Here is a 21,957-nt window from a genome sequence, read left to right on the forward strand (position 1 = left end):
ACTATAAAGGCCCGCCAGGCTCCCGCCCGGCGTGCCTTTGTGTGTCTCGGCTCCCATGTGCCGGTACGGCTCTCTCGAATGGCCGCCTCGCCTTCCAACACCAACCCAGAGCGTCTAAAAAAGGTGCCGCCCTTAAGGCGACCGGACGGCCGACATCCGCATTGGTCCTGATTGCGTCAGGACTCTATTTGTCGCCAAGAACCCGATTGAGCCGGCCAATCGACACCACAACGAGAAAGTCCTGACAATGAGCGAAGAAGAGATCCAAAACAGCGAACCTACCGTGCCGTTGGCAAACTGGGGCGCGCCCGAACTGCGCGTGATCGAGCTGTCCGATCTGACCGAGCAGTTCAACGGTGGGGCCGGGGACGCCAACACCGGCAGCTGACGCGTATCAGGGCTTTCCGTTCGAGACCCCTTCCCACAAATCCACCTGCGGGAAGGGCGAGATTCGGTTATGGTCGCGCCATGATACTGTTTTCCTTTGCCTCCGCGACCAACCGATCATGAGTCTCTCGCTCTGGCATGGCCTGTTCGTGGCGCTGATCGTCACGATGGCGATGGAAGCGGTCGCCTGGGCCGTACACCGCTATGTGATGCATGGGCCGGGATGGATTCTGCATCGGTCACATCATGTGCGGTCTGGCGGGTGGCTCGAGTGGAACGATCTCTACGGCCTGTTCTTTGCGCTGATCAGTGTCGCGCTGCTGATGAGCAAGCCGCTCGACAGTCCGGGCTACTGGGTCGGCATAGGCATGACCCTCTATGGCGCATTATACGCCGTGCTGCATGACGGGCTGGTACATCGGCGCCTGCCGCTGCGCTTCGATCGGATGAACGGCTACCTTCGCCATCTCGTCCGCTCGCATCATCTTCATCACGCCACCCAGGGGCGCGATGGAGCGGTGTCCTTCGGGTTCCTCTATGCACCGCCGCTCAAGGCGCTCGCCGAGCGGCTTCGCCATAATCGGCAGCGCCGCCGTGGATGATGTTTCGCCGACACGCGGCCTGCTACTCGCTACCCTCGTGCTCAGTAGCTGGGCTGCGCTGCACATCTGGTCGGTCTTCCTGATCGATATCGGTCAGGCCCCGCTGTGGCTGACGGCATCGTTGGTGCTGCTGCTCTGCTGGCTGAGCGTCGGGCTGTTCATCGTCGCCCACGACGCGATGCATGGCTCGCTCGCGCCGGGACGGCCGGCGCTGGGCCGCGCGATCGGCCGGCTATGCCTGTTCGTCTATGCCGGCTTTTCCTTCGATCGGCTTCTTCCCAAGCACATGGCGCACCATCGCCATGCCGGGACGGGCGAAGATCCCGATTTCCATGCGCCCGCGCCGCGCAGTCTGTTGCGCTGGTACGGGGCCTTCTTCCGTCAATATTTCGGTCTGCGCGAACTGGCGATGATGTCGGCGATGATCGCCGTCTATCTTTTTCTGCTCGGCGCCCGTTACGAGAATCTGTTGCTGTTCTGGGCTTTGCCTTCGATCCTGTCGTCGATGCAGCTGTTCTTCTTCGGCACTTATCTGCCGCACCGCGCCGGGGACGACTTCGTCGACCGGCACCGTGCGCGGAGCGCCGACGTGCCTGTCTGGGCTTCGCTGCTCAGCTGCTACCATTTCGGTTATCATCATGAGCACCACCGCTGGCCGCATGTCCCCTGGTGGGGCCTGCCGGCGGCACGCCGGCGAGCGGTGGCCCAAGCGGCTACGCCGTCAGGCGGCGGCGCGTAGCAGCGAGCGCGCAACGATCGCGAGTTTGCGCGGCGTCGATATTGCCACCCGCTCATCCCAGGCTTGAGCGCCGCGGGCTGCGACTTCCCGACCGATGCCGCCATAGATCGATCGGGCGCTGTGGATCGCCCAGCGCGAGCGGAAGTCGAGCCGGTCGATCCCCGCCATCGCCCGCTCCTCGTATAGCAGCGACAGATCGACGATCCGTCCGACCAGCGCAACCAGCGCTTCGCGCCGCGCCGGGTTCATCGGATCGGCAGGATCCACCCCCAACTCATCCATCCACGCGCTTGGCAGATAGCAGCGGCCGCCGGCATGATCTTCGGCCACGTCGCGCGCGATATTGCCGAGCTGGAAGGACAGGCCGAGCGCGCAGGCCGTGTCGAGCGTGGCGTCGTCGTCCGGATCGATGCCCATCACCACCGCCATCATGCAGCCCACCGTGCCCGCCACATGATAGCAGTAGCGGAGAAGATCGGCTTCGCTCTCGGGCGTCCAGCCAGCGCAGTCGAGGGCGAACCCCTCCAGATGATCGTCGATATAGCGGACTGGCAAGCGACGTTCGGCAGCGACGGAAGCCAGCGCACGGTAGGGCGCCGCGACCGACATGTCCCCCGCCAGCGCGCGGTGCGTCTCGCGGCGCAGTTCGTCGATCATATCGGCGTCGCTGGCGCTGAGCGGACCGCCCAGCTCCTGCCCGTCGCAGCGGTCGTCGCAATGGCGGCACCAGGCATAGAGCAACCACGCCCGCTCGCGCGTGGCACGGTCGAACAACTGGCTGGCCATATGGAAGGAGCGCGAGCCGATCCGGATCGTCGACCCGGCCCAGTCGACCAGTTCGCTCCGATCGTTCGGAACGGTCAGAGGTGCGTTTCCGCTCACCCGGCGAGGTCTTCGATCATCAGGGCCGCAGTGGCCTTCGCGCTTCCCACGACGCCGGGAATGCCCGCACCAGGATGGGTGCCCGCCCCGACGAAATAGAGATTGCCCATGTCGGAATCGCGGTTGTGGACGCGGAACCAGGCACTCTGGGTGAGCACCGGTTCCAGGCTGAAGGCCGAACCGAGATGCGCCGCCAGGTCGTCGCGGAAATCGAACGGCGTATAATGGAACATCGTCGTGATCCGCTCGCGCAGGCCCGGCATGAAGCGCTGCTCGAGAATCGACAGGACCTGGTCGCGATAGCGCGGTCCTTCGACCTCCCAGTCGATATCTGCCTTGCCCAGATGCGGTACCGGCGCGAGGACGTAGAAAGTCGAATGGCCGGTCGGCGCCATCGACGGATCGGTAGCGGTCGGATGATGGAGATAGAGCGAGGGATCCGGCGCGAGACCGCCGCCCTTGTAGATGTCGTCGAGCAGCCCGCGATAGCGCGGCCCGAACACGATCGAATGGTGAGGGACATCGGGCCAGTCCCCGGTCGTGCCGAAATGTACGACGAACAGCGACGGGGAGAAGCGCTTGGCCTTTAGCTTGCGCTGCTTGCGCTCGTCACCGAGCAGGCCATAAGTCGAAACCACGTCGGCGTTGGATGCGACCGCATCATAGCGTGCGCTGTGCCCGGAGCGCGTGATAATCCCGCGTACCCGGCTTCCGCCGCTGCTTATGTTCACGACCGGATCGTCGAGGCGCAGCACGCCCCCGAGCCGCTCGAAATGCCGCACCATGCCGCTTATGAGCGCGTTGGTGCCGCCCTTTGCGAACCATACGCCGCCATCCTTTTCCAGCTTGTGGATCAGCGCATAGATGGCGCTGGTCGTCATCGGATTGCCGCCGACCAGCAGGGTGTGGAAGGAGAAGGCCTCACGCAGCTTCTCGTTGCGGATGAAGCTCGACACCATCGAATAGACCGACCGCCAGGCCTGATAGCGTGCCAGTTGCGGTGCGGCCTTCAGCATCGAGGCAAAGTCGAGGAACGCGACCGTGCCGAGCTTGCGATAGCCTTCCTCGAACACGCCTGCGGAATATTCGAGGAAGCGGCGGTAGCCGGCGACGTCGGCAGGGTCGAGCGCGGCGATCTGCCGCTCGAGCGCGGCATCGTCATTGTCATAGTCGAAGGTCGATCCGTCGGGCCAGGACAGACGGTAAAAGGGCCGCACGGGGACGAGGTCGACATCCTTCGCCATCTCCGCGCCGCTCAGCGCCCAGAGCTGCTGCAGGCAATCGGGATCGGTGATGACGGTCGGCCCGGCATCGAAGACATGGCCGTCCTCTTCCCAATAATAGGCCCGCCCACCGGGGCGGTCGCGGGCTTCGTAGATCGTGGTCGCGATCCCCGCCGACTGCAGCCGGATCGCGAGCGCCAGGCCGCCAAAGCCCGAACCGATGACCGCCGCGCTCTTCATGCGCGGCCTGCGATCGCCGAGAGCGCGGCGAAGATGCCGACCGGCGGCTTCCCGCTGAGCGTACGCAGCTTGTCGAGCGCAGTCAGGCGGGTCGCGTAGAAGCGGGCCACACTCGCCTCCGGCAGATGATAGAAATGTTCGAGTACGCGGTAGCGCTGTTTGGGTGGGGCGGCGTGGAAGAGCATGCGGTTCAACATCCTGTAGAAGCCGCGTTCACGCCAGAGGCGTTTTGCACGGTCGTGGAGAAGCCGGCGGAGCCCCGATGTGGTCATGTCGGATGCCTCGGTCAGCAGCATGGCATTGGCGACCGCATCCGGAACCGAATAGCCGGTGGTAGGATGGAAGAAGCCGCCGCGCATCCCAATCCGTCCAAATGGGTAGTCGTCCGGCCACAGCGCGTCGAGCCTGCCGCCGAGGACGATCGGCAGCACGCCGGTTTCTTCGCCCAGCGTCTCGAACGTCCGTCCGATGCGATCGTCGACATAGGCGTCGATCCGCTGCCGCAGCAGGCCTACGTCCAGCGCCGGATCGAGGCTGTAATAGGTGTCCTCGACCAGCAGTTCGGTGGAGGAGAAGGGGAGGAGATAGACGAAGCGATAGCCGTCGGCCTGGTCGACCTCGGCATCCATGATCATCGGCTCGGCGACCCCGTGGGGCGCCGCGAAACGCAGATGGCGCCCGACGAACTTCTGCCAGCCCAGATCCAGTCCTTCGATCGGGCCGCCTCCGCGTGCATCGACCACCGCATCGGCGGCGATCGTCTCGCCATCGGACAGCCGCACGCCCTCCGGCGTCACCTCGACGGCCTCCCGGCCGAGCCGCAAGGACGCGGCGGGCAGGGTCCGGAGCAAAGCGTCGTTGAGGTCGGACGATCGCAGGCTGTTATAGCCGAGACCGATATGTCGTCGCCGCGCCGGGAAGGCGATCCGGTGCGAGGGCCAGCGGGTCGGGCCGATCGCATCGACGAGCCAGCGGTGGCCGGCGTCCACGTCCTGATCGAAAAAGGACCAGATATGATTGCCGCCAAAGCGATCGCCGCGTTCGACCAGGATCGGCTCGACATCGCCCCTTCTCGCATGGAGGGCGAGTGCGCTAAGCCCTCCGGCGAGACCGCCGCCCAGAAGCAGGACACGCCGCTTCATGCGGCGTTCCGCGCCGCGTCCCGGCATGGGCAGACCGAAGGAAGGGCAGGATGATGGCGAGGCGCGGATATCAATGGGTGGCCCTTATCGTCGCGGTGACCCTCGGCGCGGAGCCCGGCCATGCCGCTACCGCCGAGCTTCGGCTGTGTCTGGAGGGGTTGCGTAGCACGCGGGGCATGCTGCGCCTATGCCTCGCGCGCGAAGCGTCGGCCTTTCCCGATTGCAAGGCAGGGGCGTCGGTTCGCCGGGATGTGCCGATCGGTGCTGCGCCGGACCATTGCTTCATTGTGACCGCGCTCCAACCCGGGCCTTACGCCATATCGCTCTTTCATGATGAGAATGCGAATGCGCGGCTCGACAAGACAATGGCAATACCCCGCGAAGGTTTCGGCTTCTCGCGAAACCCCAAGATCGGTTTCGGCCCGCCCCGGTTCGACGCGGCGCGCATCGACGTGAAGGCCGGGCAAAATACCGAGGCGATCAGGGTCCGCTATCTGCTGTGACGCGGACAGCTGTACCTTAGGTCGCTGCGATGAAGCCCTGCGTGTGACTATCGCTCGTGCCAAGCCTCGGGACCAGGCGATAGGGCGCCCGCCACCGGGTGTTTGTCCGTTCCGTTCGTCGCGACTGGCGACGCGATCTGCTTCCAAAGTCTCGAAGGATGCGGCATCGTCGGATTGTCCGATGCCGCATCACGGTGGAGGACGGCGTCGACAGGGCCCTGTCCGCGCTGACTGAGAGAAACAGGCTCTCGATCGGCGAGATGGATGCGCGGGCGAAGTCGATGCCCTTGAGGGGGAGACCGCTGCATGACGATCGAGATGTTGACTGACCAGGACCTGCCTACGGCGATGCGGCAGGTGTCGGATTCGGTCGACGCGGTGTTTGCCGACATATTGGCGACCCCGCCCGGCGCGAGCGAGCGGCTTTACGAAGCGATGCGCTATGCCGCGATCGGCGGCGGCAAACGGATGCGACCTCTGCTGGTGGTTGCGTCGGCCAGGCTGTTCGAAGTCGCGCCGCAGAACGCCCTGCTCGCAGGCGTCGCGGTCGAGTGCGTCCACGTCCACTCGCTGGTTCATGACGACCTGCCTTGTATGGACGATGACGATCTGCGGCGTGGCCGGCCGACGCTGCACAAGCGGTTCGACGAGGCGACCGCCGTACTTGCAGGGGATGCGCTGCTGGCGCTTGCCTTTGAGCTTCTGGCGCGGCCCGAAACCCATGCCGATGCGCTGGTGCGCGCCGAACTGATCTCGACGCTCGCCTCGTCCGCCGGCGCGTCGGGCATGGCGAGCGGACAGATGATGGACATGGCCGCCATCGATGCGACGCTCGACATGGATGCGGTCGTCCAGCTGCAGCAGTTGAAGACCGGCGCGATGATCGGCTGGTGCGTCGGTGCCGGCGCGGCTCTCGGCGCGGCCGATGCCGGCCAGCGCGCGGCACTGTCGCATTATGCCCAATGCGTCAGCCTGGCCTTCCAGATTGCCGATGACCTGCTCGATGTCGAAGGCGATGAACAGGCCGTGGGCAAACGTCTCCGCAAGGACGACGAGCAGGGCAAGCAAACTCTGGTTCGCATGCTCGGCCGCGAGAGCGCGCGCAACTATGCGAGTGGGTTGATCGACCGGGCGGTAAGCAGCCTTTCCCCCTTCGGTCCCTCCGCCGATCTGCTCCGCTCGATCGCGCATTTCAGTATCCATCGCGACCGCTGACCGGTCGCCGTTGCAGCAGCGGCAACGATCCTCTCGTCGGCAGAGATTGCGTTTCGGACCGTCCGGCTCATCCATGGTCGCGACGGCCACCGGGCCGTCGGTCAGGGAGAGATCGGCATGGCGACCGACACCATGGACATGGTCATCCGCTATCGCGCTGGCGCGATCTGCCGCGATAGCGTCATGCCAGCGGCACCGGGTCCCGGAGAGGTTCGCTACCGCGTGGCGGCCTTTGCGCTCAACCGGTCCGAGCTGCTGTTTGCCGACGATCGCCATTATGTTCCGCGTCTTGATGGTGCGCGGCTGGGTTACGAGGCCTGCGGGATGGTCGATGCGGTTGGGCCGGATGTCGTCGCTATGGCTATAGGCGACAAGGTGAGTTCGATCCCCTTCGCCAGCGACGCCTATGGGGTCAACGGCGGCTGGGCGGTGACGCCGGCGGAATGGCTGGCACCCTGGCCCTCCGCGCTTAGCGCCGCCGAAGCCTGCAGCGTCTGGATGCAGTATCTGACGGCTTATTTTCCCTTGTTCGAGCTGACGCCGGTGGGGCACGGCGACGCCATCATCGTCTCCGCGGCATCGAGCAGCGCCGCCATCGGCGCCTGTCAGCTCGCGCGGATTCGCGGCGCCCGCGTAATTGGACTTACCCGGCGTTCGTCAAAGCGCGCCGCGCTGCTGAAGATCGGCTATGATGCGGTGGTCGCCAGCGACGAAGTCGCGGATCTGGCGGAAGCGATCGACGCCGCCGCCGCCGGACATCCGATCCGGCTGTCTTACGACGCCGTCTGCGGCGACCTCATCGGCCGCTATGCCGGGGCACTGGCCAGCGGCGCCACCATCTTCGCTTATGGCAATCTCTCGGGCGACGCCGAGGTGCGGCTGCCCTTGATCGCGGGGGTTCGCGGCGACCTGCGCCTGCACGCCTACTCGACGCCGAATTTCTCCCACGATCCCGCGCGGCGGGCGAAGGCGCTCGCCGTGATCACGCCGCTGCTCGAAAGTGGCGCGCTCCGGCCGGTCCTCGACCGCTGCTACGCCTTTGCCGACTGGCAGCACGCCTATGCACGGCTGCGCAGCGGCGATCAGATCGGGAAGATCGTCGTGACCATCTGAGCCTCGCTCTGGATTGGCTACCCACAAAGCCTTGAGTCGGTTCCGGAAACGCGCGACGCTGGCGGTCTGTCAGTTTCGAGGGATGCCATGATCAAGACGTCGCTGCTCGCCCTGTTCGCGGGCGCCTCCATCTTCGCCACGCCGGTCCTTGCCCAGGAGGCGGCGAGCACGGTTTCGCGCTTCGAGGGGAAGGATATCTTCGCACTGCAGGTCGCGGCCGATCCGCAGATCAGCCCCGATGGCCGCAGCGTCGCTTATGTGCGGCGGCAGGGCGACATCATGACCGACCGCCAGAAGGGGGCGATCTGGCTCGTCGACGTGACCAGCGGTCGCCAGCGGCCGCTGGTCGAGGGCGCGAGCCAGCCGCGCTGGTCGCCCGATGGGCGGCGGCTGGCCTATGTCGCGGCAGACGCGAAGGGCAATGCCCAGCTGTTCGTTCGCTGGATCGCCGAGGACGCCACCGTTCGCGTGACCGGGCTGCCCGACAGCCCCAGCGCGATCAGCTGGTCGCCCGACGGCAAGAGCATCGCCTATGTCATGCGCGTTCCGGGCGAGCCGATGAAGCTGGGCAAGGCGCCCGACAAGCCCGAAGGCGCCGAATGGGCCAAGCCGCTCGAGGTGATCGACCGGATCGATTATCGCAGCGATGGCGGCGGCTATGTCGAGCCGGGCTATGACCATGTATTCCTCGTCGCGGCGGATGGTGGCCCGTCGCGCCAGCTGACCAGCGGCGACTATCAGCATGGCGGGCCGCTCTCCTGGTCGCCCGACGGTCGGACCCTGCTGTTCAGCGCGGTGCGCAAGCCCGACTGGCAGCGTGAGGTGTTCGATCCCGAAATCTACGCGCTCGATCTGGGCAGCGGCGCGATCCGCGCGCTGACCGATCGGCGCGGGCCGGACATTGCGCCGGTGGTCTCCCCCGACGGCGCCACGGTCGCCTATCTCGGCTATGATGATCGCCGCCTCTCCTATCAGAACACGCTGCTCTACGTCATGAACCGCGACGGCAGCGGCGTGCGGGCGATCACGGCGGGGCTCGACCGCAGCATCGACCGGGTCGAATGGGCTGCCGACGGCCGCTCGCTCTATGCCCAATATGACGAGCGCGGGGTCAACCGTGTCGCGCGGATCACGCTCGACGGCAAGCTCACCGAACTGGCGACGGGGCTGACCGGCACCGCTTTCGACCGACCCTATAGCGGCGGCGACTTCACCGTGTCGCGAGGTGGCGTCATCGCCTTCACCAGCGGATCGGCGCTACGTCCTGCAGACCTGTCGGTCGTGAGTGGCGGGAAGGCGCGCCGGCTGACCGCGCTCAACGACGACTTCCTGGCGCACAAGAGCCTGGGCCAGGTTCGCGAGCTGGCGGTCAAGGCGCCCGACGGTCGCGAGGTGCCGGCCTGGCTGGTCACCCCGCCCGGCTATCGGCCGGGGCAGAAGGTCCCGCTGGTCCTCGAAATCCATGGCGGCCCGCACACCGCCTATGGCCCGCATTTCTCGACCGACGACCAGCTCTATGCTGCCGCCGGCTATGCGGTGCTCTACACCAATCCGCGCGGGTCGACCTCCTATGGCGAGCAGTTCGCCCAGCTGATCCACCATAAATATCCGGGCGACGACTATGGCGACCTGATGGCGGCGGTCGATGCGGCGATCGCGGCGGGCGTCGCCGATCCCGACAATCTGTTCGTTACGGGCGGATCGGGCGGGGGCGTGCTGACCAGCTGGATCGTCGGCAAGACCGATCGCTTCCGCGGGGCGGCGACGCAGAAGCCGGTGATCAACTGGGTCAGCGAGGCTTTGACGATGGACAATACCCTGTTCACGTCGCGCTACTGGTTTCCCAAGCTGCCTTGGGAAGATCCGATGGGCTATTGGAACCGCTCGCCGCTCAGCCTGGTCGGCAATGTGAAGACGCCCACGCTGGTGGTGGTCGGCAGCGAGGATTACCGGACGCCCGTCAGCGAGTCGGAGCAATATTATGCCGCGCTCCAGATTCAGGGGGTGCCCACCGCATTGGTGAAGGTGCCGGGGGCGAGCCATGGCGGCATCGCTGCGCGCCCGTCGCAGTCGGCGGCCAAGGCTGCAGCGATCATCGCCTGGTTCGACCGCTACCGCACGGGCGCCAAGGGCACGACCGCACCCTGACCTTCGGGGCATAGGCCGTTCGGCCTAGTCGAAGCGGACGATGCCCGGCCCGGCGCCGCCCGTTATGCCCGCATCACATATGGGAGAGGATCGGCACGCGGCCTGGCTTCGGGCCGATCCGACCCCTGCAAGAAAAGGACAGGGTCGACATGGCGAAGGCGTTGAGGTTCGTGGTGATCGGTGCGGGGATGTCGGGCATCCTGGCAGCGATCAAGCTCAAGGAGCAGGGGCAGAGCGACGTCACCGTCTATGAGAAGGGCGCGACGATCGGCGGCACATGGCGGGAGAACCGCTATCCCGGCCTCACCTGCGACGTGCCGGCCCATTGCTATACCTACAGCTTCGCGCCCCATGCCGACTGGAGCGCCTTCTATGCGCCCGGCCCAGAGATTCAGCGCTATTTCGAGAAGGTGATCGACGATTTCGGCGTCCGCGACATGATCCAGCTCGAACGCGAAGTGACCGAATGCATCTGGCAGGGCGGCCGCTGGCAGCTGCGACTGGCCGATGGCAGCAGCGATGCCGCCGATATCGTCATCGCCGCCTCGGGCGTGCTGCACCATATCAATATGCCCGAGATCGAGGGCATGGCCGATTTCCAGGGTGCGCTGTTCCACTCGGCGCGCTGGGACGACAGCGTCGCGCTCGACGGGCAGCGGATCGGCATCATCGGCAATGGCTCGACCGGTGTGCAGATCGTCACGGCGCTGTCGACCCGCGCGGCGAAGCTGGTCCATTTCCAGCGCTCGCCGCAGTGGATCATGCCGGTCCAGCAATTCCCCTATAGCGACGAGGACCGTGCCGCCTTCCGCAGCAACCTCTCGAAGATCGATGCCATCCGCTATGGCGACGATTATTGGAACGGTGTGCGCCGCTTCAACAAGGGGCTGGTCGACCCGGATTCGGACGCGATGCAGGAGATCGAGGAGCTGTGCCGCCGCAACCTCGAGGACAATGTCCGTGACCCGGTGCTGCGCGAGAAGCTGCGCCCCAGTTACCGCGCGGCGTGCAAGCGCCTGATCTATTCCTGGAATTATTATGAGGCGGCGCAGCGGCCTGCGGTGGAGATCGAGACGGGCAGGATCGACCGCATTACCGCGACCGGTATCCGCATGCAGGACGGCACCGAGCATCTGCTCGATGTGATCGTGATGGCCACCGGCTTCCGCGCCGACCGCTTCATCCGGCCGACCGTGGTGCGCGGCGAGGATGGCGCCGATCTCGACGAGCTGTGGCGCGAGCGGCCCACCGCCCATTATGCGGTGACGCTGCCGGGCTTCCCCAATTTCTTCATGCTCAACGGCCCGACCGGCCCCGTCGGCAATTTCTCGCTGATCGACATCGCCGAGCAGCAATGGGGCTATATCGCGCAGCTGTTCGCGCCGATCGTCGAGGGGCAGGCCAGAGCGGTCGCGCCGACCCCCGAGGCGCATGCCGACTATGACCGGCGTCGTGCCGATGCCGCCCGCAACACCATCTTCGGCTCGGGCTGCACCAGCTGGTATCTCGACAAGAACGGCGTGCCGCTGACCTGGCCGTGGAGCTACGACGCCTTCGCCGAGGCGATGAGCGCGCCGAAGCGTGAGGAGTATAGCTGGGCCTGACCGGTTTCCGGGGCGCTCGCCCTGGCAGGCGCCCCGCTTACCATTTGAAGCGCTGGACGATGCCGCGGCGACGGCCGTCCAGTTGCTCGCGCCGTTCTTCCGGCCCGATCCGTTTCATCCCCGCGGGCAGATGATCGAACAGCGCGCCGCGCTTGACCTGCTGGCAAGTCGGAACCGGATAATGATCGGCGATCATCCAGCGATAGGTGACATAGCCCTCGCTATGGCCTGACGGGTCCAGCCAGTTGGCCACGCCCGGGTCGTCATGGCTGACGACGACGATCAGCTCGCCATCCTCCTCCAGCGCGGCATAATGGCAATTGGTGTTGGCCAGGCGGTAGCGATAGTCCATCGTCTCCCACCAGTAATTGCCGAACTCGACCGCCCAGTAGCGTGCCTCGGGCGGGCGGACGCGGATGATCAGCGCCTCGTCCTTGGGCAGCATCCAGTAGCAGATCAGCGGTTCGCCGCCCGGCGTCGCATCGATCTTGTTGTCGTCGAGCTGCCGATAGGACAGGAAGCGGTTGGGCTGCACCTTCCACTTGTCGATCATGTCGGCCCAATAGGTCACCGACCAGTGGAGCCAGTGCGCCGCGGCAGCGAGACCGTCCGCCACCGTCTCGGGGGTGATCTGGGGCGGGGCGCCGTCGCCGGTGATGCGGTCTATCCGCGCTTCCATCGGCTTCTCGCCCTCCCAGTCGGCGAAGAACTGGCGGAAGGTCAGGCGGAAAGTGTCGGGCGTGGTGCGGATCCAGTTGCCGGGGCGTTCCTCCGGACCGACCCACAGCTCGAAATTGCCGTCCGCGTCGACCTCCAGATCATCCCCGAACAACACCGAGGGTACAGCTCCGCCCCAGGGCGTGGCGCCGCGCTCGACCACGGTGACGCTGAAATAGCGGGCGTTGCCGCGCTTGCCGCTGACCCGGTAGGTGTCGGTCCCGTTGATCGGGGCGCCGACATAGAGGGCGTCGCTGTTGTCCCCGCCCTGTTTCCGCATCGGATCGAAATAATGCATGATTTCGGGGTGGAGCGGGTCCTTGTTCTCCAGCTCGAAGGCCAGAGCGAGGCCGATGTTACGCGACAGCAGCCTTATCGCGGCCGCCCGGTCGACCGGATTCGACGAGGCGGTCTCGCGGAAGCTGATCTCGCCGGCGCGCTTGAGCGAGTCGCAGAAGGCGTTCCACGCATCGCGCAGCAGCAGGTCATGGTCCGCAGTCATCGGCTCGATCCTTTCGTGACGGGCGTGGTTCGGTTCAGGCTTCGCTGGGGACGTCGAAATAGCTCTGGTAGCGGTGGAACAGCTGGCGGGTGCGGTCCTGCTGGTCGACCCGATAGGCGTGCGCGCCGAACTTCCCCTTGGGCTTGTGCGCGAGATAATCGGCGACCGCCGAGCGGGCCTGCTCGGTGAAGGGGAGGCCGATCCGGGCGTAGAGCGTCTCGAGCGCGTCGAGCGGAGAGTCGATCAGCGCCGCATAATGCGAATGCACGATCTGGTCGGCCGGGATCGCGCCCTGCTCGATCCAGTCGATCATCTGCTCCAGCCGCGCGGCCGTTCCTTCCGGGGTCAGCAATTCCTCGAAGGCGCGCGCGTCGAATGCCTTGTCGCTGCGCATCCAGTAGATGGTGCCGAGCAGGTTGGTGACCGAGCCCTGCGCCTTGACCGGATCGCGGTGGGTGACGATCACCCGGGCATCGGGGAAGACATCGAACAGGGTCGGCAGGAAGCTCTGATGCTCGGGCGCCTTGAGCAGCCAGTGATCGCGCGGGTTGCGCCACTGCAGCAGCTTCAGCAGCCGACGATAATAGGCATAGACCGGGGTCTGATCGGCGCCGAACAGCCAGTTCACATAGGTCGGGACCTGGAAGGCGGCGGCGAGATGCTGCGAGCGGAACGTCAGCCGGAAGGCGACGCCGCACTCGTTCGGGATCCACGCGCCCATCTCATGCATCGCCTGATAGGTGGGGGCGACGCGGCCCATCTGCGTGATCATGTCGTGCGCGCGGGGGACGCGCGGATCGGTGCGATAGGTGGCCGCCTCGGGCGGCGGGCAGGGGAGGACGAACTCCCAATTGGCGGGCGCCAGGAACTGCCTGTCCTGCGCCAGCAGCTCGAACAGGATCGAGGTGCCCGAACGCGGCAGGCCGGTGACGAAGACGGGACGGTCGATCACCTCATCCTCGATCTCGGGGTGCTGGCGATAGGCCTCTTCCACCTGCAGCCGGACCTCGAGGAAGTGCAGCAGCTCCTGTCGGGTCCACAGCCGGCCGAAGAGGTGGAGCTCAGCCTCCTCGTTGATCGCCCTGACCATGATCTCCAGCGGCTCGCGCCAGTCGTCGCTGCCGAAATCGCTCAGACCCGTCCGCGCGCTGGCGGTGGCGATCAACTCCTGCGCGTCGAGCGGAGCGACGGCGTCCGCGTCCCAGCCCGAGGTCTCGGCAAGGAACTGCGCCAGCCACTCAGGTCGTGGTGGCGGCGCCCAAGTGGAGATCGGCGACCCGTCCTTCTCGCTCATCCTCATCCTCCGATCGACCGGCACGATCCGCGCGCGCCTTATATGTGGGCAGACGATAGGATGACGCAGGCTGGAACTGGATAGGATATTCCTTCATTGAATAGAGGGTTTTCGTTCGGGAGCGGGGATGATCGACGGCACCGGCTCTGTGGCCGAACTGCTCAAGCTGCTGCAGAAGATATCGCGTATCGGCGGTGAGCCTGCGGATCTGCTGCGCAAGGCCGGAGCCTCCTTCCTGCTCGAAGACCTCGAACATGGTCGGGTCACGGCGATCGACCGGCGGCAGCTGGTCGCGATCTACCGCGAGGCGATCGTCACCATCGGTTGGCATTCGAGCCGGCTCGACCGCAAGCCGCAAATGCATCCCGACGAGTTCCGGCTGATGTGTCACTGCGTCATCACTTGCCGGACGCTCGAACAGGTGATCGAGCGGCAGGCGGCCTTCTTCCGCACGCGGCTGGAGAAGATCTCGACCATCCGGCTGGAGCGCGGAGACGGAACGGCGCATGTCCTGGTCGACACGCTGCGGCGACGGACCAACCTCAGCAGCTTTCTGTCCGACCTCGCCGGCATGTCGATGTTCTGTCGTCTCTATGGCTGGCTGCTGGGCACGGGCGAGCATGTCTTCTCGGTCGGGCTCGCCTATGATGAGCTTTATGCCGCAGAGGCTGTGTCCGACTTTTTCTCTGGCGAGCTTGCCTTTGGCTGTGCGGTCAACCGCATTTCCCTGCCGGCGCACATGCTGGCGATGCCGATCGTCAGGACGCCCGATGATCTCGATCGGCTGCTGGTCGACTTCCCGTTCGATTTTCTCGCGGCGTCGCCCGACAGTCTGGCGCTTACCGACCGGGTGCGCACGCTCTATGCGATGGCGCTGGCGCGGGACGGGCGCCTCCCGACGCTCGATCAACTCGCGGCGCTGACAGGCCGCAGCCAGAGCAGCCTGCGGCGGCACCTGGCCGATAGTGGCGAGTCGATCCGCTCCCTGCGCGAGGAAGCCCAACGCGGCCTTGCGACCGAGGTACTGGCGGTCGGCGGTCGTTCCATCGACGAGATCGCGCTGCGCTGCGGGTTTCGCGATACCGGCAGTTTCCGGGCGGCGTTCCGGCGCTGGACCGGGCACTCGCCGGCCGCGTACCGGCGTGGGCGGCGCAATGGTGAAGAGACATAAGGTCGGAGAGGGGAAACCATTTCGTAACAGCGTCTGTGGCAAGGTCAGGTTTCCCCTTTCCCAGCAGAGCACTCCCCCTGATGAAGATTTTTCGCGCCCTTCTCGCCGGCCTGTGCCTGATTTCGGCAGCCCAGCCTGCCTTTTCGAGTACGACTAAGGACGAGCAGGCCTGGGTGAACCTGACGGTGATGGGAACGCTCACGGGCAAGATCGTTTATTTTGCGGAGGTGCAGCCGCGCTTCGGCGACGGCGTCAGCCGGCTCGACCAACTGCTGCTGCGCCCGGCGGTCGGCGTCAAATTGTCGCCGACCATGACGCTCTATCAGGGCTATGCGCGGGTCATCACCAAGCGCGAGGGGGCGCGCGATCTGCGCGAGCATCGCAGTTTCCAGCAGCTCAGCTGGGTCATGGGCAAGCCCTGGGGTGGCGAGTTCTCCACCCGCACCCGGCTGGAGCAGCGCTGGCGTGCCGATGGCGACGATGTCGGCCACCGGCTGCGCGAGATGGTCCGGCTGGAGGTGCCGGTGGCGAGCAACGGTCTCGCGGCGCTAGGTTATGCCGAAGGGTTCATCGCGTTCAATGACACCGACTGGGGCGCCCGGTCCGGCTTCGACCAGCTGCGCAGCTTCGTCGGCGCCGAGATTCCCGTCGTCGGCAAGACCACGATCGAGCTCGGTTATCTGAACCAGCTGGTCAACCAGACCGGCGGGCGCCGCCGGATGAACCACGTCCTGTCCTTTGCCCTGTTCGCGCGCCTGTAGAGATCAGGCGGGCGGAAGCGGCAGCGCGGTCGTAGACTTGATCTCGGACAGGGCGGCGATCGAGTTGATTTCCTGCACGCCCTGCAACCGACTGAGCTTGTCGAAGAAGAAGCGCTCATAAGCGTCGATATCGGCGGCGACGATGCGCAACAGGAAGTCGACCGGCCCCATCAGCACAAAGGCTTCGAGCACTTCCGGAAACTCCCGGATCGCGGCTGTGAACTCGTCGAGATGCTGCCGGCCATGGGCGTTGAGCTTCACCTGCGCGAAAATCTGGGCATTGAGGCCGATTTTTCGACGATCGACGAGTGCCACCTGGCGCGCGATCACGCCACTCTCGCGCAGCCGCTGGATGCGCCGCCAGCACGGCGTGGTCGACAGGCCGACCCGCTCGGCAATTTCGGTGGCGGAGAGCGAGCAGTCCTCCTGCAGCAGGGCGAGGATCTTGCGTTCATAGGAGTCGAGCTTCATCAGAAGACTATACTCGCATTATCGTTTTCATCGAAAAATTATTCTCATCATGCCATGATTATCTGGGAATGAGCACGAATTTTCTCCGCTGAACCGGCTAAAAGCCTTCCTGTCGAAACATGCACCGGAACTGCCATGAGCCCCGTCACACACACCACCTCCGTCGCCCTGCGCTCCCGCATTTCGCTCGAGGCTGAGGCCGATCTCGGTGTGACCGGCCGGCTGCTCGATCTGCTCGTGGCGCGCGACAGCCTCCCCCAGAAGATGAATATGCTGCGCGACGGCCGGACGATGACGGTGACGATGGAAATGCCCGGCGGTGTCGAGGTCGACGCGAGCCTGCTCGCACAGATGCGCGAGATCCCTGGCGTCCGGACAGCCGGTCCGCTCTGATCACGCCGCTGCGGCGTCGAGCCGCCCGACGATATCCACGTGCGGATATCGAGGGTGCTGGATGAACCGGCCGCCTCTGCCTATGGACGGATCATGGATGTTCCGCCCGATCCCGCCACTGCGCCCGATGCGCTGACGACGCTGCGCACGCTGCTGCAGGGGCAGCGAGGCATCGGATCGGTCGTCGGCCTGTCGATCCTGTCGAGCCTGACCGAAGGGATCGGGCTGTTGATCATGGTGCCGCTGCTGCTGTCGCTCGAAGCGGGCGATTGGCGGGCCGCGCGCTATCTGGACATGCTGGGGCTGTCGAAGGCGCAATTCGTGCTGCTGGCGCTCGGGCTGGGTTTCCTGCTTGTGGTCGTGCGCGTCGCCATCAATCTGGCCCTCAACGTGGAGCGGCGTCGGCTTGAGCAGGATGTGGTCGACGGACTCCGGATGCGGATCTTCGGCGCGCTGGGGCGGGCAGAGTGGCGCTGGTTGTCGCAGCAGCGTGGCGCCGACCATGTCGCGGCCATGTCCACCCAGCTCGGCCGCATCAACGCCGGCCTCTATTCGGCGATCCGCGTGCTGGGCCTGCTCGTGTCGATCGGCATCAATCTCGGCGTCGCGCTCATCATTTCCTGGCAGACGGCGCTCGCCGCTATCCTCTCGGGTGCGCTGATCGCAGCGATCTTCCGTCAACAGCGTGGTCGGGTGGCGCGGCTGGCGCAGCAGGTCACCCCGCTGTCGAACCATGTCCACCGCCTCGGTCAGGAGGGGGTAACGCAACTGCGCCTGAACCGATTGCTCCACCGGCAGCCGGCGGCCGAGGCCGAACTCGGCGCGGCGGTGCAGCGGCTGCGCGACGTCCAGATCGGCCATGGCCGCGATGTCGCCCTGATCGGCGGCGCAGCCCAGCTGGTGACCGCCTTCGTCGCGGTCGGACTCGTCGCCTTCGGCTATGCGCTGATCGGCCTGCCGATTGGCATGCTCCTGCCGCTGCTGGTCGCGATCGTCCGTATCGGTCCGATGATCGGTGGCGCACAGGACAGCTGGAACATCTGGGTCCATGCGGCTCCCACTGTAGAGGCCGTGCAGCGCCTGATCGCGCAGATCGATGCCGCGGCCGAGCCGGCCCCGGCCTCGGCCCGCATCGCGCTGGAGCGGGATATCCGCCTGTCCGGGGTCACGCTGCGCTATCCGGGGCGTGATCGGCCTGCGCTGGAGGGCATCGACTGCCGGATAGAGGCGCGCACCACGACCGTGCTGGTGGGGCCATCGGGCAGCGGCAAGAGCACCTTCGCCGATCTCGTAACCGGCCTGCTGGCGCCTGACGACGGTCATGTCGAGGTCGATGGACGGGTCCTGTCGGGCGGCGACCGTATCGCCTGGCGCCGCTCGGTCGCCTATGTCGACCAGCATGCGATGCTGTTCAACGCGACGGTTCGCGAAAATCTGCTCGCCGCCGTCCCCGATGCAAGCGAGGCGGAACTATGGGCTGCGCTGGAGGCGGCCTCGGCCCAGTTCGTTCATCGACTGCCGGCCGGGCTCGACACTGCCATCGGTGACGATGGCGTGCGCCTGTCGGGCGGGGAGCGCCAGCGGCTGGCGCTGGCGCGAGCGCTGCTCGATCGGCCCGCCTTGCTGCTGCTCGACGAGGCGACAAGCGCGCTCGACACCGACAATCAGGCTACCATCGCCGAGGCCATCGCCGCGCTGCACGGGCGTATGACGATCCTGTCGATCAGCCATGGCGGCTGGCTGCTCGACCGCGCGGACTGCATCCTGCGGATCGAGGATGGCCGACTGTCGGTCGAACGCCGAGCTTGCGGCTTGTAACAGGGGGGGAATACGTGCAGCCTTTGCGTCGGAGCTCCGCCGGACAGGCGCAGCCCGCTGGGGAGGCTATGTCGATGGCGCCACGAGGGACTGGCAGGATGTGCCATGCAGCCAGGGCTGCTGTCCCCCCGGCGGCACGAGGCGGATCGCCAGCTTCCTTTCCGCCAGCTTCAGCCGGGGAGCCGCGCCATGCTCGATAATGTCCACCATCTGGTGCAACATCGCCGTCCGGGGCCCGGGCGGCCCCGCCGCGACGAGATCGACGCCCGCAATGCCGAACTGCTGGATCAGGCGCTGGCGCTGTTTCTCGACCATGGTTTCGAACGGACGACGATCGAGGGGATCGCGTCTGCGGTCGGCATGGCCAAACGGACCGTCTATGCGCGCTATCGCGACAAGGAGGGCCTGTTCAAGGCGGCGCTGGAGCGGGCCATCGACGATTGGGCGGTCCCGCCCGAGCGCTTCGAGGCGCTCGAATGCGATGATGTGGAGCGCTGCCTGCAGGACATTGCCCGGCTGCTGGTCTCGAACCTGCTCAGCTCACGCGGGCTGCGTCTGATACGGCTGGTGAACTGCGAATCCTATCACCTGCCCGAGATCGGCCGTTACGCTTATCAGCGGGGGACGCAGCGCACGATCGTCTATCTGGCGGATATGTTCCGGCGGCGCTGGGGCGGAAGCGGGATAGAAGCCGACGAGACCGAAGATGCGGCGGCGGCCTTCCTCAACCTCGTCGTCGGCGGACCGGCTCGTACGACGGCCATGGGCATCGGCCTGCTCGATGCCGATCTGGAGCGACAGACCCGCTTTCGCGTGCGCACCTTCGTCCGCGGCGCCTTTCCGCTCCTGGTGGAGCAGCAAGACGCTATCGCTTAACCCGAAGGGGTGCGTTCGGCCGACGACACGGCGTCCGCCGCGCGCAGCGCTGCAATGATCTTCATCAGATGCTGGAGGTCGTCCACCTCGACCGTCACGTCATAGGTGTGGAAGGCCGCGTCGCGATGCGACAGGCTGAGATTGACGATATTGGCGTGATAGGTGCCGAGGATGCCCGACATCACGCCCAGCGCGCCGGGCTCATTCTTGACGATTACCGTCAGCCGCGCGCTGGCGCCGTCCGATCCGTCGCCCCAGGCGAGATCGACCCAGCCGGACTCGTCGCTTTCGGCCAGGACGCGGCAGTCGATCGTGTGGACCTGCACCGGCTGGTCGGGCTGGCGCACCCCGATGATGCGGTCGCCGGGGACGGGGTTGCAGCATTTGGAGAGCTGGAAGGCCACACCGGGGGTCAGGCCCTTCATCGAAATCGCATCGCGCTGGACCGGATCGCGCCGCTTGACGCCTGCCTTTTCGGCGCTTCCCGGCATGAGTGCATCCATCACCGAGGCGTCGTCGACCAGCTTGCGGGCGATGGCCTCCATCAGCGCGTCCTCGTCGGGCAGCTTCAGCCGCTTGAGCGCATCGGGCATGGCGTCGGCGTTGAGCGTTGCCGGCAGCCGCCGGACGATCTCCTCGTAGAATTTGCGGCCGAGCGTGATCGTCTCGTCGCGCTCCTTCTGCCGCACGAACCGCCGGATCGAGGCCCGCGCCTTGCCGGTATAGGCGAAGGCGAGCCATTCGACCTGCGGCTCCTGCGCCTTGGACCGCAAGATCTGCACCTGGTCGCCATTCTCTATCGGCGTCCGCAGCGGAACGACGCGGCCGTTCACCTTGGCGCCGACGGTGGTATCGCCGACGTCGGTATGCACGGCATAGGCGAAGTCGATCGCGGTCGATCCCTTGGGAAGCTGGATCAGCTCGCCCGTCGGGCTGAAGGCGAAGATGCGATCCTGGTACATCGCCATCTTGGTGTGTTCGAGCAGCTCTTCCGGGTTGCCCGCATGTTCGAGGATGTCGACCAGATCGCGGATCCAGCTGTGATTGCCGTTGGGATCGGTCTGCTTGCCCTGCTTATAGGCCCAGTGCGCAGCCAGGCCGAATTCGGCTTCGGCGTGCATTTCCTCGGTGCGGATCTGGATCTCGATCCGCATCTTTTCCGAATGGATGATCGAGGTGTGGAGCGAGCGATAGCCGTTGCGTTTCGGCGTCGAGATATAATCCTTGAAGCGGCCGGGGACCATCGGCCAGCGGCGGTGCAGCACCCCCAATGTCTTGTAGCAATCCTCGACGTCCTTCACGATCACGCGAAAGGCCATCACGTCCGACAATTGCTCGAAGCTGATGTGGCGTTCGGCCATCTTCCGCCAGATCGAATAGGGGTGCTTCTCGCGCCCCTGAATGTCGGCCTGGATGCCGGCGCGCCCCAGTTGCAGTCGCAGGCCCGAGCTGATCCGCGAGATCAGATCCCCGCCGCCCTCGTTGAGCTGCTCGAGACGCTTGGTGATCGAGTCATAGGCGTCGGGCTCGAGCTGCTGAAAGGCGAGCGTCTGCATCTCGCGCATGAACTCGTACATGCCGATCCGCTCGGCGAGCGGGGCATAGATGTCCATGGTCTCGCGCGCGATGCGGCGGCGCTTCTGTTCCGAGGCGATATGGTGGAGCGTGCGCATATTGTGCAGCCGGTCGGCCAGCTTGACCAGCAGCACGCGGATGTCGCTCGACATCGCCAGCAGGAATTTGCGCAAATTCTCGGCAGCGCGCTCATTCTCTGTCTGCGCCTCGATCTTGGAGAGCTTGGTCACGCCGTCGACCAGCCGCGCAACCGACGGGCCGAAGCTCTTCTCGATCTGCTCGGGGGTAGCGACGGTGTCCTCGATCGTGTCGTGGAGGATCGCGGTGGCGATCGTCTCGTCGTCGAGCTGGAGATCGGTCAATATGCCGGCCACCTCGATCGGGTGGCTGAAATAGGGATCGCCGCTGGCCCGCTTCTGGCTGCCATGCGCCTGCATCGAAAAGACATAGGCCCGGTTCAGCAGGGCCTCGTCGGCATCCGGGTCATAGCTCAGGACCCGGTCCACTAGTTCATATTGTCTCAGCACATATCCATGATTGGGGTGCGATTGCCCATGATGCAACTGCGAAAAGGCCGATTA

The 21,957-nt window shown here is 65.7% G+C and carries 20 protein-coding genes; 13 read left to right on the top strand and 7 right to left on the bottom strand.

All coding sequences use genetic code 11. From position 1 onward, the window contains the following. Positions 1 to 247: 247 nt before the first annotated feature. The 3 genes from ACNI3R_RS13690 (at position 248) to ACNI3R_RS13700 (ending at position 1,728) form a co-directional block, all read left to right on the top strand. Positions 248 to 388: a hypothetical protein gene (locus ACNI3R_RS13690; RefSeq protein WP_426184211.1), complete on the top strand. Its 141-nt coding sequence runs from the start codon at positions 248 to 250 to the stop codon at positions 386 to 388. 118 nt (positions 389 to 506) lie between these two features. Next, positions 507 to 989 carry a sterol desaturase family protein gene (locus ACNI3R_RS13695; RefSeq protein ID WP_426184213.1) on the top strand — a complete coding sequence of 161 codons (483 nt, stop codon included), beginning with the start codon at positions 507 to 509 and terminating at the stop codon, positions 987 to 989. Further along, the gene (locus ACNI3R_RS13700) at positions 982 to 1,728 is read left to right on the top strand and encodes a fatty acid desaturase (RefSeq protein ID WP_426184216.1); all 747 of its coding nucleotides are present in this window, start codon (positions 982 to 984) and stop codon (positions 1,726 to 1,728) included. The genes ACNI3R_RS13695 and ACNI3R_RS13700 overlap by 8 nt, the downstream gene beginning before the upstream one ends. On the opposite strand, the gene ACNI3R_RS13705 is transcribed toward ACNI3R_RS13700, so the two are convergent. Genes ACNI3R_RS13705 through crtY form a run of 3 tightly spaced genes read right to left on the bottom strand, consistent with a single transcriptional unit; the run spans position 1,711 to position 5,215 of the window. Next, the gene (locus ACNI3R_RS13705) at positions 1,711 to 2,610 is read right to left on the bottom strand and encodes a phytoene/squalene synthase family protein (RefSeq protein ID WP_426184218.1); all 900 of its coding nucleotides are present in this window, start codon (positions 2,608 to 2,610) and stop codon (positions 1,711 to 1,713) included. The genes ACNI3R_RS13700 and ACNI3R_RS13705 overlap by 18 nt on opposite strands. Beyond that, positions 2,607 to 4,073 carry a phytoene desaturase gene (locus ACNI3R_RS13710; protein ID WP_426184221.1) on the bottom strand — a complete coding sequence of 489 codons (1,467 nt, stop codon included), beginning with the start codon at positions 4,071 to 4,073 and terminating at the stop codon, positions 2,607 to 2,609. Before ACNI3R_RS13710 ends, ACNI3R_RS13705 begins: the two co-directional genes overlap by 4 nt. Next, positions 4,070 to 5,215: a lycopene beta-cyclase CrtY gene (gene crtY / locus ACNI3R_RS13715; RefSeq protein WP_426184223.1), complete on the bottom strand. Its 1,146-nt coding sequence runs from the start codon at positions 5,213 to 5,215 to the stop codon at positions 4,070 to 4,072. The genes ACNI3R_RS13710 and crtY overlap by 4 nt, the downstream gene beginning before the upstream one ends. 50 nt (positions 5,216 to 5,265) lie before the next feature. Here crtY and ACNI3R_RS13720 point away from each other — a divergent pair, with 50 nt between their 5' ends. The 5 genes from ACNI3R_RS13720 (at position 5,266) to ACNI3R_RS13740 (ending at position 11,798) form a co-directional block, all read left to right on the top strand. Continuing rightward, positions 5,266 to 5,718, top strand: coding sequence for a DUF2141 domain-containing protein (locus tag ACNI3R_RS13720; protein ID WP_426184225.1), 453 nt, complete (start codon positions 5,266 to 5,268; stop codon positions 5,716 to 5,718). 306 nt (positions 5,719 to 6,024) lie between these two features. Further along, positions 6,025 to 6,933: a polyprenyl synthetase family protein gene (locus tag ACNI3R_RS13725; protein WP_426184227.1), complete on the top strand. Its 909-nt coding sequence runs from the start codon at positions 6,025 to 6,027 to the stop codon at positions 6,931 to 6,933. 117 nt (positions 6,934 to 7,050) lie between these two features. Then, positions 7,051 to 8,046 carry a zinc-binding dehydrogenase gene (locus ACNI3R_RS13730; protein WP_426184229.1) on the top strand — a complete coding sequence of 332 codons (996 nt, stop codon included), beginning with the start codon at positions 7,051 to 7,053 and terminating at the stop codon, positions 8,044 to 8,046. 87 nt (positions 8,047 to 8,133) lie between these two features. After that, the gene (locus ACNI3R_RS13735) at positions 8,134 to 10,194 is read left to right on the top strand and encodes a prolyl oligopeptidase family serine peptidase (protein ID WP_426184231.1); all 2,061 of its coding nucleotides are present in this window, start codon (positions 8,134 to 8,136) and stop codon (positions 10,192 to 10,194) included. A gap of 149 nt (positions 10,195 to 10,343) precedes the next feature. Next, a complete protein-coding gene (locus ACNI3R_RS13740) occupies positions 10,344 to 11,798 on the top strand; it encodes a flavin-containing monooxygenase (RefSeq protein ID WP_426184233.1) in 1,455 nt (484 codons plus the stop codon). A 37-nt stretch (positions 11,799 to 11,835) separates the two neighbouring features. On the opposite strand, the gene ACNI3R_RS13745 is transcribed toward ACNI3R_RS13740, so the two are convergent. Both ACNI3R_RS13745 and ACNI3R_RS13750 read right to left on the bottom strand, forming a co-directional pair. Further along, positions 11,836 to 13,017: a DUF1214 domain-containing protein gene (locus tag ACNI3R_RS13745; RefSeq protein ID WP_426184235.1), complete on the bottom strand. Its 1,182-nt coding sequence runs from the start codon at positions 13,015 to 13,017 to the stop codon at positions 11,836 to 11,838. Positions 13,018 to 13,051: 34 nt separating this feature from the next. After that, positions 13,052 to 14,311 carry a sulfotransferase family protein gene (locus ACNI3R_RS13750; RefSeq protein WP_426184237.1) on the bottom strand — a complete coding sequence of 420 codons (1,260 nt, stop codon included), beginning with the start codon at positions 14,309 to 14,311 and terminating at the stop codon, positions 13,052 to 13,054. A gap of 127 nt (positions 14,312 to 14,438) precedes the next feature. Here ACNI3R_RS13750 and ACNI3R_RS13755 point away from each other — a divergent pair, with 127 nt between their 5' ends. Both ACNI3R_RS13755 and ACNI3R_RS13760 read left to right on the top strand, forming a co-directional pair. Beyond that, positions 14,439 to 15,482: an AraC family transcriptional regulator gene (locus ACNI3R_RS13755; RefSeq protein WP_426184239.1), complete on the top strand. Its 1,044-nt coding sequence runs from the start codon at positions 14,439 to 14,441 to the stop codon at positions 15,480 to 15,482. 80 nt (positions 15,483 to 15,562) lie between these two features. Beyond that, positions 15,563 to 16,243, top strand: a complete 681-nt coding sequence (locus ACNI3R_RS13760) for a DUF2490 domain-containing protein (protein WP_426184241.1) — start codon at positions 15,563 to 15,565, stop codon at positions 16,241 to 16,243. Positions 16,244 to 16,246: 3 nt separating this feature from the next. Here ACNI3R_RS13760 and ACNI3R_RS13765 read toward each other — a convergent pair whose 3' ends face one another. Then, the gene (locus ACNI3R_RS13765) at positions 16,247 to 16,714 is read right to left on the bottom strand and encodes an Lrp/AsnC family transcriptional regulator (protein WP_426184243.1); all 468 of its coding nucleotides are present in this window, start codon (positions 16,712 to 16,714) and stop codon (positions 16,247 to 16,249) included. A 135-nt stretch (positions 16,715 to 16,849) separates the two neighbouring features. Between ACNI3R_RS13765 and ACNI3R_RS13770 the strand changes: the two genes are divergently transcribed. The 3 genes from ACNI3R_RS13770 to ACNI3R_RS13780 all read left to right on the top strand — a co-directional run bounded on the left by ACNI3R_RS13770 (position 16,850) and on the right by ACNI3R_RS13780 (position 19,801). After that, complete coding sequence (locus ACNI3R_RS13770) at positions 16,850 to 17,107, top strand: hypothetical protein (RefSeq protein WP_426184245.1); 258 nt, start codon at positions 16,850 to 16,852, stop codon at positions 17,105 to 17,107. A gap of 54 nt (positions 17,108 to 17,161) precedes the next feature. After that, the gene (locus ACNI3R_RS13775; RefSeq protein WP_426184247.1) at positions 17,162 to 18,925 is read left to right on the top strand and encodes an ATP-binding cassette domain-containing protein; all 1,764 of its coding nucleotides are present in this window, start codon (positions 17,162 to 17,164) and stop codon (positions 18,923 to 18,925) included. A 105-nt stretch (positions 18,926 to 19,030) separates the two neighbouring features. Continuing rightward, the gene (locus tag ACNI3R_RS13780; RefSeq protein ID WP_426184250.1) at positions 19,031 to 19,801 is read left to right on the top strand and encodes a TetR/AcrR family transcriptional regulator; all 771 of its coding nucleotides are present in this window, start codon (positions 19,031 to 19,033) and stop codon (positions 19,799 to 19,801) included. Here ACNI3R_RS13780 and ACNI3R_RS13785 read toward each other — a convergent pair. Then, complete coding sequence (locus ACNI3R_RS13785) at positions 19,798 to 21,903, bottom strand: RelA/SpoT family protein (protein ID WP_426184252.1); 2,106 nt, start codon at positions 21,901 to 21,903, stop codon at positions 19,798 to 19,800. The two genes, ACNI3R_RS13780 and ACNI3R_RS13785, sit on opposite strands and share 4 nt — an antisense overlap. Between the last annotated feature and the right edge of the window lie 54 nt (positions 21,904 to 21,957).

The organism is Rhizorhabdus antheiae, assembly GCF_049889055.1.
GTDB lineage: Bacteria > Pseudomonadota > Alphaproteobacteria > Sphingomonadales > Sphingomonadaceae > Rhizorhabdus.